At 69.9% G+C, this 13140-nt stretch carries 13 protein-coding genes and 2 pseudogenes; 9 read left to right on the plus strand and 6 right to left on the minus strand.

What is annotated here, in order from left to right:
* Nucleotides 1-141 precede the first annotated feature (141 nt).
* The gene (locus OG371_RS00195) at nt 142-426 is read right to left on the minus strand and encodes a mycothiol transferase (RefSeq protein WP_329064249.1); all 285 of its coding nucleotides are present in this window, start codon (nt 424-426) and stop codon (nt 142-144) included.
* A gap of 609 nt (nt 427-1035) precedes the next feature.
* Here OG371_RS00195 and OG371_RS00200 point away from each other — a divergent pair.
* On the plus strand, nt 1036-2181 hold the full coding sequence (locus OG371_RS00200) for an AI-2E family transporter (RefSeq protein WP_329064251.1): 1146 nt from the start codon (nt 1036-1038) through the stop codon (nt 2179-2181).
* 54 nt (nt 2182-2235) lie between these two features.
* Here OG371_RS00200 and OG371_RS00205 read toward each other — a convergent pair.
* From OG371_RS00205 to OG371_RS47295, 4 genes and pseudogenes are all read right to left on the minus strand, one after another.
* A pseudogene (locus OG371_RS00205) lies at nt 2236-2712 on the minus strand (dihydroxy-acid dehydratase domain-containing protein); the annotation flags it as partial.
* A 181-nt stretch (nt 2713-2893) separates the two neighbouring features.
* Nucleotides 2894-3331 carry an SRPBCC family protein gene (locus OG371_RS00210; protein WP_329064252.1) on the minus strand — a complete coding sequence of 146 codons (438 nt, stop codon included), beginning with the start codon at nt 3329-3331 and terminating at the stop codon, nt 2894-2896.
* 203 nt (nt 3332-3534) lie between these two features.
* Nucleotides 3535-3801: a DUF1295 domain-containing protein gene (locus tag OG371_RS47290; protein WP_442876066.1), complete on the minus strand. Its 267-nt coding sequence runs from the start codon at nt 3799-3801 to the stop codon at nt 3535-3537.
* Between the two features lie 26 nt (nt 3802-3827).
* Nucleotides 3828-4394 (minus strand): annotated as a pseudogene (locus OG371_RS47295) (DUF1295 domain-containing protein); the annotation flags it as partial.
* A 238-nt stretch (nt 4395-4632) separates the two neighbouring features.
* Here OG371_RS47295 and OG371_RS00215 point away from each other — a divergent pair.
* A complete protein-coding gene (locus tag OG371_RS00215) occupies nt 4633-5175 on the plus strand; it encodes a WhiB family transcriptional regulator (protein WP_329064254.1) in 543 nt (180 codons plus the stop codon).
* Nucleotides 5176-5523: 348 nt separating this feature from the next.
* Here the strand turns inward: OG371_RS00215 and OG371_RS00220 are convergent, their stop codons facing one another.
* The gene (locus OG371_RS00220) at nt 5524-6531 is read right to left on the minus strand and encodes a DUF5914 domain-containing protein (protein ID WP_329073464.1); all 1008 of its coding nucleotides are present in this window, start codon (nt 6529-6531) and stop codon (nt 5524-5526) included.
* Between the two features lie 104 nt (nt 6532-6635).
* Between OG371_RS00220 and OG371_RS00225 the strand changes: the two genes are divergently transcribed.
* Genes OG371_RS00225 through OG371_RS00255 form a run of 7 tightly spaced genes read left to right on the plus strand, consistent with a single transcriptional unit; the run spans nt 6636 to nt 13109 of the window.
* Nucleotides 6636-7730, plus strand: coding sequence for a polyprenyl synthetase family protein (locus OG371_RS00225; protein WP_329064257.1), 1095 nt, complete (start codon nt 6636-6638; stop codon nt 7728-7730).
* Nucleotides 7727-9226 (plus strand): phytoene desaturase family protein, encoded by a 1500-nt coding sequence (crtI, locus tag OG371_RS00230; RefSeq protein ID WP_329064259.1) that lies wholly within the window; start codon nt 7727-7729, stop codon nt 9224-9226. The genes OG371_RS00225 and crtI overlap by 4 nt, the downstream gene beginning before the upstream one ends.
* Nucleotides 9223-10176 (plus strand): phytoene/squalene synthase family protein, encoded by a 954-nt coding sequence (locus OG371_RS00235; protein WP_329064261.1) that lies wholly within the window; start codon nt 9223-9225, stop codon nt 10174-10176. The genes crtI and OG371_RS00235 overlap by 4 nt, the downstream gene beginning before the upstream one ends.
* A 2-nt stretch (nt 10177-10178) precedes the next feature.
* A complete protein-coding gene (locus OG371_RS00240) occupies nt 10179-10520 on the plus strand; it encodes a lycopene cyclase domain-containing protein (RefSeq protein ID WP_329064263.1) in 342 nt (113 codons plus the stop codon).
* Nucleotides 10517-10837, plus strand: a complete 321-nt coding sequence (locus OG371_RS00245) for a lycopene cyclase domain-containing protein (RefSeq protein ID WP_329064265.1) — start codon at nt 10517-10519, stop codon at nt 10835-10837. Before OG371_RS00240 ends, OG371_RS00245 begins: the two co-directional genes overlap by 4 nt.
* On the plus strand, nt 10834-11571 hold the full coding sequence (locus OG371_RS00250; protein WP_329064267.1) for a class I SAM-dependent methyltransferase: 738 nt from the start codon (nt 10834-10836) through the stop codon (nt 11569-11571). The genes OG371_RS00245 and OG371_RS00250 overlap by 4 nt, the downstream gene beginning before the upstream one ends.
* Complete coding sequence (locus OG371_RS00255) at nt 11568-13109, plus strand: FAD-dependent oxidoreductase (protein ID WP_329064270.1); 1542 nt, start codon at nt 11568-11570, stop codon at nt 13107-13109. Before OG371_RS00250 ends, OG371_RS00255 begins: the two co-directional genes overlap by 4 nt.
* The last annotated feature ends 31 nt before the right edge of the window (nt 13110-13140 follow it).

Raw genomic sequence — 13140 nt, forward strand, 5'->3', positions numbered from 1 at the left:
ACATGGTGCACCACTCCGTTTCTGGATGCCCAAAGCGTTACCTTTCAACCGTGCGAAGTCAACACCTTTGCGCAGAGTCCAACGGGACGTCTGTTGAGTTCTGTTGGAACTGCCGTCGAAATCGCCCGAACGGCGCAGCGGTCAGTCGAGCACGAGGTGCTGGTGCCCGTCGATCGCCTCGCGGACGATGTCGACATGCCCGGCGTGCGTCGCGGTCTCGACGACGTGCAGTACGGTCTCGCCGGCAGTCCGGGCGGGGCCGTGGAAATCGGGCCAGGCCACCGTGGACGCTTCAGCGTCGGTCCGCGCCCGACGAATCCGCCGCCGCGCCCTGGGGGCCTGACTCGGGCTTCCAGCCGAGGGGCCAGTATCCGCGCAGCTACCTGGCCCGGTTGCGGACGGTGGTAGCCGGTGCCCGGTCGTCATCGAACAGGGCACCGGCGGCTATCACCTGGCCGTCGAGGACGAGCTGGTCGTCGACGTGCACCGGTTCACCGAGATGGTCACGCGGGCTCGGGCCGTGGCCGACGAAAGCGCGGCGGCCGAGCTGTTCGCTGAGTGGGGTACGGCACGATCGGTGCTTCCGCGCTGCTCGGCGCGGTCCTGCTCGCGCTGATCGCTTACACCACGTGGCAGCGGCAGGCCCGGACGGTCGAATACACGGCCTGACCTGTGTGACCTCGCAGGCCTTGCGCAACCCTGATCTCGAGTTGCGCCATGCCACATCCGACCGGTTCCCGTGATGCACATACCGGTTCCCGATCTGGTGAGCAGGCGCGAAGGCTTGTTGCCCACGGCCAGGACAGTCCGGGTCACGCGCTGGCGGTGGCCGCTGGTCGGGCGACCGTGAAGCAGGCAGCGGGACAGGGCCGACCTTGCGCGAGCCGGATCAGCGTGTGGCGATGGTTCTCCCGCTGACCGGCGCTTCGCCACGCTCATCCCTCGGTTAAGGTTCGACCTGGTTGAGCCCACAGCCGCCGAACCGCAGGGCCGGCCACGCTCCCGTGCCAGGTAACCCCAGGAGGCGCTCACCCCATGCCCACACCCGAGGACCCGGCCGAGGAGATAGCCACCGAAGACGGGGCATTCGCCGCCGCCGAAGCCGCGGCGGCCGAGCTCAGCACCCCGGAACAACCCATGGGCGCCAAGGGAAAGCCGCTCGACTGGCGGTTGCCGTTCCTGATCGGCATGACCGCCGCCGCTGGCGTGGCGGTGACCTACGGACTGGTCCAGGTCCTGGCCGGCCTCCAGGACGTGCTGATCCTCATCGGTCTCGCACTGTTCCTCGCCATCGGCCTCGAGCCCGCGGTCGCGTGGCTGGTCCGCCGCCGCTTCCCCCGCTGGCTCGCCGTGACCACGGTGTTCGTGGTCGGGCTGCTTGCCGTCGGCGGGTTCCTCACCGCCGCCATCCCGGTCCTGGTGGACCAGGCGACCCAGTTCATCGCCAAAGCGCCCGGCTACCTGCACGACGCGCAGGACCACGCGACCATCCTGGGGCAGCTCAACGAGCGCTTCCACCTCCAACAGCAACTCGAGGGCCTGGTCAGCGGATCGGCCGGCGGCCTCGGCGGCGGACTGCTGGGCGCCGGGCAGGCCGTGTTCAGCGCGATCACCAACGTGCTGATCCTCATCGTGCTGACCGTGTACTTCGTCGCCGACCTGCCGCGCATCCGAGCCGGCGGCTACCGGCTCATACCGAACTCGCGGCGGCCGCGGGCGATCCTCATCGGAGACCAGATCTTCACCAAGGTCGGCGGCTACGTGCTGGGCAACCTCGCCATCTCGGTCATCGCCGGAGTGCTCACCCTGGCCTGGCTGCTGATCTTCGGCGTGCCCTACGCCGCCCTGCTGGCTATCGCCGTCGCCATCCTCGACCTGGTCCCCGTGGTCGGCTCGGTGATCGGCGGGGTTCTCGTCAGTCTGGTCGCGCTCACCGTGTCCTTGCCCGTGTGCCTGGCGACGATCGTGTTCTTCGTGATCTACCGGCTGGTCGAGGACTATCTGCTGGTACCGAAGATCATCGGCACTGCGGTGCAGGTCCCGGCCCTGGTCACCGTAGTCGCCGTGGTGCTCGGCGGCGCCCTGCTCGGCGTCGTCGGCGCCCTCGTCGCCATCCCGGTCGCCGCCGCCGTGCTCCTCCTCATCCGCGAAGTGCTCTACCCGCGCCTCGACCAAGCTTGAATCCGGCGCGAACAGCACCGAAGTATCCACGAGCTGCTCGGGGAACACCTCGGTCCGGCGCGGGTCCTCGGACGCGGGCGACACCATGTGCAGCGGTTCGAGCCCCAGCAGCGCGATGAAGGTCTGCATGGTGTTGTAGGTGAACATCCCGCCGCAGCTGCCGTGCCCGGGGCAGGCGTTGCGGGCCCAGCGCTCGCGCTTGTCCGCATCCGGGTCCCCCGCGACCTGGAAGCAGCTGACGAGGTCGATCGTCTCGCCGGTCAGCGGATCCGTGCCCGGACGGATGGAGCCGTCCGAGAGCACCACGGCGGGAACGTTGCGTTCCATGATCGCCGCGGTGGTACCCACGGGCGGCTTGTCACAGGCGACGACGGCGACCACACCACGGATGTCGCTGCCCTCGAAGTGCAGGGACAGCCCGTCATTGGTCGTCTCCCGGCCGATCAGGGAGTAGCGCATCTGCGGTGTGCCGTTGCGCTGCCCGTCCGAGATCCCGCCCGAGTAGTTCGGCGCCAGCAACCGGACCGGCATGACGCGTGTTCACGCAAACGCCGACCCTGTCCTTGTCCCGGGCGATCAGCGGGTGGGATGTGTGGCAGCTGTCGATGGAGAACTGACGGGCATGAGCGAAGGAAGGCAGCTGGTACAGCTACCCGGCTACATCGGCTCAGGTGTTCAAGGAAGCATCGCGACACCGAGCCGGACGCTTCCGTCATACCGGGATAGCGTTGACCACCTCTGCCATGGTGTCGACCACGGCGTCGCCCAATTTCTCGAACTCTCGTTTCAGAAACGGGTCTGCCAGTTTCGCGATTCCGTGGAACACGATGGTGGCCTGGTAGATGATCACGCTGCCGTCGTGGGCCGAAGCCACGGTCAGGTCGTCGGTGGAGGTCGCGGTCTTGTTTTTACCGATGAAGAGGAGGCGCTCCGGTTCCAGGCGGACGAGCTCGTAGATCAGCTCCGTCTCCTTTCCCTTGAACCGGGAGATATTGCGCCAGCGAGCCCCGACCTGGATCGGTCCGTCGTCAACGCGGACACACGACAGCGTGCCCGGGTCCCACTGTTCCGTTCGAGAGAAATTCCGCAGATAGTCCACGACCACATCCACCGGTTTCCGCACGGAAATGGTGCGCTGCAACTGGATCATATCCGTCCTTTCTTTTCTGATAATTCTGAAAAGCGAGGCGAGGCAGCCGCGGTCCGGCTAACGGCCGCGCGGCTCCTTCTTGGGCGATAGTGGGAGAAACCCGCTGGTCCGGCGCATGTACGCGCGATAGCCAGGACGGGTGATCATGGCTCGCTCGAGTGCTTTCTTCCCGGAGCCCAGGGTGAGCAGGTAGGTCATCAGCATCAGCGCCGGCACGTTGCGGACCCCGGCCAGTGTTCCGCGGCGACCAGGAAGATCCACACACACCAGACGCACGCGTCGCCGACGTAGTCGGGGTGACGGGTGAATCGCCACAACCCGCGGTCCATGACGCTGCCAGTGAGCGTTTCCGGCGGCTCGGCCCGCTTCCACTTCTTGTATCGCTCCATTTGCGCGTCACCGACGGTCTCAAACACCATCCCGACGCACCAGAGCGCCACACCGGCGTAGGCGGCATAACCGAAACACACGCCTCGTATGCGCGGACCGGCAACGGCGCTGAGATGACGAACGCCAGCACCGCCGGCGGTGCGTAGACTTCCAGGACAGCGTTCACGACCGGATGGATTTGCCCGGTGCGCAACAGCTTCTCGTAACGCGGGTCCTCACCCTTGCCGAAAGACCGCCGTCCGATGTGCACGGCCAGGCGCACTCCCCACACGCACGCCATGACCGCAAGGACCCAGCGGCGCACGGGTTCGCCGTGTCCCTGCGAGTTGACGAAAGCGGCGACGGAGATCCCGGCGAACAGCAAGCCCCATACCGTGTCGACCACGTTGTGGCGGCCGGCGACTATCCCTTCCACGGCGATGGCGACCATCAACACGGCCACCGTGCCGGCGGACCGGACCAGGCCGGCTGTGAAAGCGTCACCGGCGAAGTCCGTCACCGTGCGACTCCGAGGTCGCGTACCTCGAACAGCCTGGTCTGTCGTCGCTCCGTCACACGCCAAGTGTCCGCGCCACGCCACCACACCGCTGGGCGAAGCGACGGCACTTCCCCTGCCTTGCTGCCTTGCATCGCGTATGCAACGATATCGAAGTTCGAGCTGGCGCCACACCATTGATGCGTATGCTTGGTAATGAGCGCTACTTACTCAGCGCAGCTCGCACCACCGCCCAAGTCCCTGGCGGCATCTGCCCAGCGATACGCAGTGCACCAGAGCGACAGGTGGTCATGGTTCTTCCCGCGCAAGTATCCCCAGTGCTATGGCTACCGGGCTCGATGCCACCCGGTTCCGGGTCACAGCCGGTCCCTGCCCCGGCCCGCCCATCCGGCGCCCAGACCGGAAGCAGGTCACGATGGCCGAGCTGAGTCGTCTGCCACGCCCGGTCACCACCATCTGGGACTGGCAGCTCGAGGCCGCGTGCCGCGATATCGACAGAATGACGTTCTTCCACCCCGAGCAAGAACGCGGTTCGGGCAAAGACGACCGGGACCGCCGTGCCAAAGCGATCTGTTCACGCTGCCCGGTGCTCCAGGCCTGCCGCCGTCACGCGCTGCTCGTACAAGAACCCTACGGGGTGTGGGGTGGTCTCACGCCGGCGAGCGCACGGTGCTTCTCCGGCAGCAGTCCGGCCGGGTCCCAGCCGCCCCGGCCGCCACCCGCCCCACCGACCACGCAGTGGTCATCCAGCCGATGGAGGCAAGGCACGATGGGTGAATTGCAGGCGACAACCGCCACCGGCTTTTTCTTGATCAGCAGCACCGGAGTCGAGACCGAACTGCGGATCAAAAGACACACCGCGCGAGTGCCCGGCGGCGACGGCGAAGTGTTGCAGGCCCTCGACGAGACTATGACGACTATCAAGCGGCTCGCCGAACAGGAAAATGTGGCCGGCTGATCACGAGCTCGAGGTGGCACGCCGTCGGCTCGATCGATCGCATCGACGACGACCGATGCCCGGGCAGCGCCGGGCGGCCGATTTCGCCGGTACGGAACACGGAACGAGGGCGGCGAAGATCATCGCGCCGTCCGGCCGGAGGCCACGCCCATGACCGGAATCGCACGCAGCAAGGCGCACCGGTGCCTCACCGGAACTACCGTGCAGCTCTGCAACCGGGTCCCGGGGCCGGGGCCGGGGCGCAAGCCCTCACCGCCCCGCCCCGGCCGCGCCCGGTACACCGAGAACGGGCGCGATCCGGTGATACCCATTGCCGCGCGGCTTACACACCCGTACGGACGAGCCGCCTCACTGAGCGCTCGCCCGCAACTCGTAGCGGCGCTCGGCGTAGGCCAGGTCGTCCCGCCAGAGCCGCATCGCGGTGCGGCGGATCAGCGGGCGGAGCGCGCCGGCGGCCTTGCGCGCGGCACCGAACCCGGCCCGCTCGGACCCCGCGACAACCGCCTCGATGACGGCGGTCCTGGGCCGTCCGTCGACCCCGGCGCCCAGCGGGGTGGCGTGGGTCTCGACGACGCTGCCCAGTCCCTCGCCCTCGACGATGCGCATCACTACCGTGCGCGGGCCGGGGCAGACGAACTCGGCGACCACCGGCACACCCCACCGCCCCGCCAGCCGGAAGGTCACCTCGACGAGGAACCGGTCGCCTTCTCCGGCGACGTCCGCCTCGGCGGGTGCCTCGAGCACGTTCAGGCGCGCGAACGAGTACGGGTGGAACCAGGCGCCGTGCCAGGGATCGAGGCGGTTCGCGACGATGTCAGCCGGCTCACACACACCGGTCACCGTCGCGACCGCATCCACGCTGCCGCCGCTTTCGGGACGGTCCGGCACCGCCGGTTCCGTGGTCGGGGGTTCGCCGCCGAGCCGGTCCAGCCGCGCCCAGACCAGCACCCCGTCGTCGAACGACGGGACCGGCGACCAGTCCGGCCGCGGCCGGCCGCCCACGCGCAGGCCGTGCCAGCGGCACACCAGCTCGTCGCCGTCGGGCCGGGCCTGGGCCAGCGACGCACCCAGGTGCGGGCACGCCCCGGGACCGACCCGCAGTTCGCCGGACCGGGTGCGCCACGCGACCAGCTCCTGGCCGCCGATGGTCCGACCGAAGGGACGGTCCGGCCGGATCTGCCGGCTAGCCGCCAGCACGTACCAGTTCCCGGAAGCCCTGGCCACGGCCCGTTCGACGGCAGCTTCGATCACGGCGGGGCAGCATTGGCCGTAAGTCGGCCGCTGCCGGGCCCATCCCGGCTCACCGAAGGGCTGGATCGGCCAGTCTGCCGGCCACCGCCGGTCGAGCTGCTCCATGAAGGTCACCAGTCTGGTTTACCCGATCGGACGCGGGATAACCCGGCCGAAGAGCTTCCGGCGTGGACAGGCCGGACAGGAAACCAGCGAGGAGAGGAAACCGGATGGCCGTCACGGCAGAGGGTCTCGTTCCGGTGACCGGCCCTGACGACTGGCTGACCGCGCTCGGCGGGGAGTTCTCCAGCCACGTCGACGAATTCGTCGCCGCGCGCTGCGCTGAGCAGTTCGGCGGACGAGCCGAAGGTGTACTCGCCGCGACGGCCCTGCCGGAGTTCGTCCGCGGCGGCAAGTTCCTGCGGCCGATGTTCGCCTACGCCGGCTGGTGCTGCGGTGCGCCGGAGGACGACGCCGCGATACGCGCAGTCGCCAGCCTCGAGCTGCTGCACTGCTTCGCCCTCGCCCAGGACGACGTGATGGACGCTTCGGCTCGACGTCGTGGCCGGCCGGCCCTGCACACCCAGTTCGCCCACTGGCACCGGGACCGGGGCTGGAGCGGTTCGCCGGCCCGGTTCGGCGAGTCCGCGGCCACCCTCTGCGGCGACCTCCTGCTCGTCTGGTCCGAACAGATGCTGCGCGAAAGCGGGCTCCCGGCCGAAACACTGTCGCGTGGGTGGCCGCGATACGACGCCATGCGCTCGGAACTGGCCACCGGGCAGCTCGCCGACCTGGTGAACGACGCCCGGAACCAGCCGAGCTGGGGATCGGTCCTGGACGTGCTCCGCCGCAAGTCCGGCAACTACACCGTTCGCCGGCCGCTGGAGCTCGGCGCCGCTCTGGCCGGCTGTGACGCCCGGGTGTCCCGGGCCCTCACCGGCTACGGTGGACTGGTCGGCGAGGCCTTCCAGTTCCGCGACGACGTGCTGGGCGTCTTCGGCGACCCGGCCGTGACCGGCAAGCCCGCGGGACAGGACCTGCGCGACCGGAAGGCCTCGAGCGTCGTCGCTCTCGCGGTCACGATTGCCGGCCCCATCCTGGGACGAGAGCTCCAGCGCCTTCTCGATCGCGAGGTCGTCGACGACGACACCGTGGCCGCGCTGCGCGACGCCATCGCCGCGTCCGGCGCGCCGGACCAGCTGGAGAAGCTGATCGACAAGCAGGTGCGGGCAGCCCTGGAAGCGATCGACGATGCGGGCCTGCCATCCCGGATGTCCGAGACCCTGGCCGTGCTCGCGGCCCGCTGCACGGACCGCGTCCGATGAGGACAGTGCCCGGCCGCACGAACGGGATTGTCGTCGTCGGTGCAGGCCTTTCGGGGCTCTCCGCGGCCCTGCACCTGGCCGGGCGCGGCCGGCGGGTCACGGTCGTGGAACGCGGACCGGGCCCTGGCGGCCGCGTCGGCCGGCTGGAGCTGGGCGGCTACCACCTCGACACCGGGCCCACCGTGCTGACCATGCCGGGAATCGTGCGAGACACCTTCGCCGCCGTCGGCGCCGAAATGACCGCGTACCTGACGCTGCGGCGGCTGGAGCCCGCCTACACCGCCTGTTTCGCCGACGGGAGCCGGTTGCCGGTGCACACCGGCGCTGAGGCGATGGCCGAGGCTGTTCGCGACTTCGCCGGACCGGCCGAGGCCGCCGGGTACCTCCAGTTGCGGACCTGGCTCACCCGGCTCTACCGGGCCGAGTTCGACCGGTTCATCGCGTCGAACATCGATTCACCGCTGAGCCTGCTCTCCCGCAACCTGGCCCAGGTGGTCGCGCTCGGCGGGTTCCGCCGGCTCGACCCGAAGATCTCCACCTTCCTCGGCGACGAGCGGTTGCGCCGGGTCTTCACTTTCCAGGCGCTTTACGCCGGCGAATCACCGATGCACGCCCTGGCCCTTTATGCTGTGATCCCGTACATGGACACGGTCGGCGGAGTGTACTTCCCCGAAGGCGGCATCGCCGCGCTCCCCCGAGGTCTCGCCGCGGCAGCCGAGTCCGCCGGCGTGCAGTTCCGCTACGGCGATGGAGCCGAAGCCCTGGAACGGCGTGGTGGTCGGGTGTTGGCGGTGCTGACCAGCTCCGGCGACCGGATCCCCTGCGACGCCGTTGTCCTCACCGGCGAGCTACCCGAGAGCTACCGGCTGCTCGGCCGGACCCCGCGGCGGCCGCTCCGGCTCTCCCCCGCACCGTCGGCCCTCGTCATGCACGTGGGTGCCGCGGGTGACTGGCCCGACGTCGGGCACCACACCATCTCCTTCGGCGACGCCTGGGCCTCGACCTTCCGGGAACTGATCACCGAAGGGCGACCAATGGGCGACCCGTCCCTGCTGATCACCCGCCCCACCGCCGGCGACCCGAGCCTCGCCCCGCCGGACCGGCACCTGTTCTCGATACTCGCGCCGACGCCGAACCTCGAACGCGGGCCGATCGACTGGAGCCGCGAGGCCGAGCCGGCCGCGGCGGCGCTACTCGGCGAAGTCCGCAAACGCCTGCTGCCCGGTCTCGAAGCGGAGGTCTCACATCTGATCAGCCCGGCGGACTGGGCCGGCCGCGGCATGGTGGCGGGCACACCGTTCAGCTATGCGCACTCGTTCGTCCAAACCGGACCGTTCCGGCCGCGGAACCTGCCCCGCGGGGTGGAGAACGTCGTGCTCGCCGGCGCTGGAACCGTACCGGGCGTAGGGGTGCCGACTGTGCTGCTGTCCGGGCGGCTGGCGGCCGACCGCGTCACCGGTCCGGCGCCGGGTTCCCGGACGGGGGACTCGCGATGACCCGCAAGGAGCTCGACGCCGCCGGTATCCACGACCCGGCCCTGAGGTCGGCTTACCAGCGGTGCCGGGCACTGAACGCGCGCCACGGCCGCACCTACTTCCTCGCGACCAGGCTGCTGTCCCCGCCTCAGCGCCCAGCCGTCCACGCCCTGTACGGCTTCGCCCGGCGGCTGGACGACATCGTCGACGAGCCGGCGGCGGGAGCGACCCCCGCGACGATCGCCGCCGAACTCCACACGGTCGAGCATCGGTTCTTCTCGGCCCTCGCCACCGGCCGCAGTGAGGATCCGCTGCTCGCCTCCGTCGTCGACACCTCCGCCCGCTACGACATCGCGGACCGGCACTTCCGCGCGTTCTTCCGCTCCATGCGGATGGACCTCACCGTGACCGACTATCCTCGCCGGGCCGCGCTGGACGACTACGTGCACGGCTCGGCGGAGGTCATCGGGCTGCAGGTCCTGCCCGTGCTCGGCACCGTCACCGACCGCGACGAGGCGGCCCCGTACGCCGCGGCACTGGGCAAAGCGTTCCAGCTGACCAACTTCCTGCGCGACGTCGCCGAAGACCTCGCCCGCGACCGCGTCTACCTCCCGGCCGACGAGCTCGCCGCGTTCGGGGTGGACCGCGACCGCCTGGGCTGGTGCGTCGAACACGGCCGTGCGGACAGCCGGGTGCGGGAGGCTCTCGCGGCCCAGGTCTCGGTGACCTGGACGCTCTATGAGCAAGCGCGGCCGGGGATCGCCATGCTGCACCCGGTGTCCAGGGCCTGCGTCGCCACCGCTTTCCGGCTCTACCGGGAGATCCTCGTCCGGATCGAGGGGGCTGGGTACAACGTTTTCGGCCGCCGGATCGTGGTGCCACGCCCGCGCCGGCTGGCGGTCGCGGCCCGGGCGCTCGGCCACGCCCAGTGGCTGCAGCTGCGAAACCCGGCGCCACCGACGGGGGCCTGACCGTGGGCCGGCTGGAATACCTCGCCGTGCTCGGTGCCTGCGTCCTGGTCACGCTGCCGCTCGAACTGGCGGGCGCCCGCGTGTACCGACGGCCGCGGCGGCTGGCCCGTGCCGTGCTGCCCGTGGCGCTCGTGTTCCTGGTGTGGGACGCCATCGCCATCGCCGGCGGGGTGTGGGACTACGCGCCGGAGAGCCTCACCGGGATACGGGCGCCGTTCGGCATCCCGCTCGAAGAGGTCCTGTTCTTCGTCGTCATCCCGATCTGCGGCGTCTTGACCTACGAGATGGTGGGCCTCACGCTGGCGGCGGTGCGACGGTTCGCCGGGCGGCGGGTGCGGAGGTGATCCCCTGCGGCTACACCTTGCCCGCGGTCGCGGCTGTGCTCGTGGTCGTCGCGCTCGAACTACTGGCCCTGCGGACCGGCTTGTTCCGCAAACCCGGCTACTGGATCACCATCGCCGTCGTGACCGGCTTCCAGATCCCGGTCGACGGATGGCTGACCAAGTCCTCCCACGCGATCGTGCGGTACGCCCCCGAGCACATCACCGGGCTCCGCTTCCCCGGGAACATTCCGATCGAGGACTTCCTCTTCGGGTACGCACTGGTGACCGCTGTCCTGCTCCTGTGGGAGCGAGCGGCACGAAAGGAGAATGCTGAGTGAGCCGACTCGCGGAGGACGGCCTGCCTCGCACCCGGGTGACCGCGGCGTTCGACACCGAGGCCGCGTCCTACGACCGGCTCGTCGGGGCCAGCCCCGGCTATCACGACCACCTCCGGCTGTCCGCCCGGCGCCTCGGGCTGACTGGTGACGGCGCGGGCTTGCAGGTGCTCGACGCCGGGTGCGGCACCGGCGCCTCCACCGCGGCCCTGCTGAAGGTGTTGCCGTCCGCCGAGATCACCGCCTTCGACGGGTCGGCTGCGATGCTGGCTCAGGCCCGGCGCAAGCGTTGGCCCGCCAAGGTGCGTTTCGTGCACAGCACAATCGAAGACCTGGAAGGGTCCGGGATCACCGGGCCGTTCGACGCCGTCCTCGCGGCCTATCTGATCCGCAACCTCGCCGATCCGGACGCCCAGCTCCGCAAACTGCACACGCTGTTGCGTCCCGGCGCGCCGATCGCCCTGCACGAGTACTCCGTAGCAGACTCCCGCCGGGCCCGGATCGTCTGGAACGCGGTGTGCGCAGCGATCATCATCCCGCTGGGCAAGGTCACCACCGGCGATGCGACGCTCTACCGCCACCTCCGCCGGAGCGTGCTCGCCTTCGACGGCATCCGCGCCCTGACCGCCCGGCTCGGCAACGCCGGGTTCATCAACACCCGCGCCGAAACCATGTCCGGCTGGCAACGCGGTATCGGGCACACCGTCGTCGGCACCCGGCCGCCGGAGACACTGTGACCAGGCCCCCCAGCCGTGACCGGCGGCTCGTGACCCATCCCGCGCCGACGGGCCTCGACTCCGCCCGACGGCTCGACCGGCGCCCCCGAACCGCCGTCGTGGGCGCCGGGATCGCGGGTCTCACCGCGGCGACCGGACTGGCCGAACGCGGCGTCGAGGTGACCCTCTACGAGCGCGAGGATCATCTCGGCGGCCGCGTCGGCGGCTGGCCGGACCGGCTGGCCGACGGCACCAGCGTCACGATGAGCCGGGGTTTCCACGCTTTCTTTCGGCAGTACTACAACCTGCGCGCGCTGCTGACCCGCACGGACCCCCGGCTCGAACGGCTCACCCCGCTAGAGGACTACCCCCTGCTCGACGCCCACGGGCGCACCGACACCTTCGGCGGCCTCCCCACCACTCCCCCGCTGAACGCGCTCGCCTTCGCCTTGCGCAGCCCCACTTTCCGGCTCCGCGACCTGCTCGCCCTAGACGGGCGGGCCGCATTGCCCCTCGCGACCGTGGCCGTGCCCGGCATCTATGAACGGCTCGACCACGTCGATGCCGCAGCGTTCCTGGAACGAATCAGGTTTCCGGAAGCGGCCCGGCACCTGGCGTTCGAAGTGTTTTCGCGGAGTTTCTTCGCCGACCCGAGCGAGCTGTCCGCGGCGGAACTGGCCGTCATGTTTCACCTGTATTTCCTGGGGTCGAGTGAAGGCTTGGTCTTCGACGTGCCGACCGAGCCGTTCCCCCAGGCCCTGTGGACGCCGCTGGCCGCGTACCTGACCGTCCGGGGCGTGACCATCCGCCTCGGCACGGGCGTCGAGAACATCGAGAAGTCCGGTGGCACCTTTCACGTCACCTCGGGGTCCACAACGGAGTTCGACGCAGTTGTACTGGCGGGCGAGGTCGGCGGTCTGCAATTACTGGTCGAGGCGTCACCCGGCCTCGGCACCGGCGCTTGGCGGGCGGGGATCGCCGGGCTCCGCACCGCGCCGGGCTTCCTCGTCCGCCGACTCTGGCTCGACCGAGCGGTGGACCCGCGGCGACCGCCATTCCTGGGAACAGGCAGCGTGCCGCCGCTGGACAACATCAGTGTCCTGGACCGGTATGAGGGAGAAGCCCGCAGCTGGGCAAACGAAACCGGCGGCTCCGTCGTGGAACTGCACGCCTATGCCGCCACCACGACCGACGTCGGGGCCCTGTCCAAACAGCTGGACGAACGGCTCCACCGGATCTACCCGGAAACCGCCGCGGCCCGGGCAGTCGGCGAGATCACGCTCTGGCGGGAAGACTGCCCCCTGTTCGGGATCGGCCGCTTCGCGCACCGCCCCGCCGTCACCACGACCACCCCGGGCCTCGTGCTGGCCGGCGACGGGGTCCGGATCGACCTCCCGGTCGCCCTGATGGAACGGGCCGCGACCACCGGCTGGGCCGCCGCGAACACCCTTCTGAGCGGATGGGGCGTCGCGGGCCACCCGATTCGTTCCGTCCCCAACTGCGGACGGCTCACCCCGCTCAACCGCCTCGCCCCCTGGCTCGAACGCGCGCTCCGATGAGGTCTGCCGGAACACCCTCGATCACACCACT

It is taken from the genome of Amycolatopsis sp. NBC_01480 (assembly GCF_036227205.1).
Lineage (GTDB): Bacteria > Actinomycetota > Actinomycetes > Mycobacteriales > Pseudonocardiaceae > Amycolatopsis.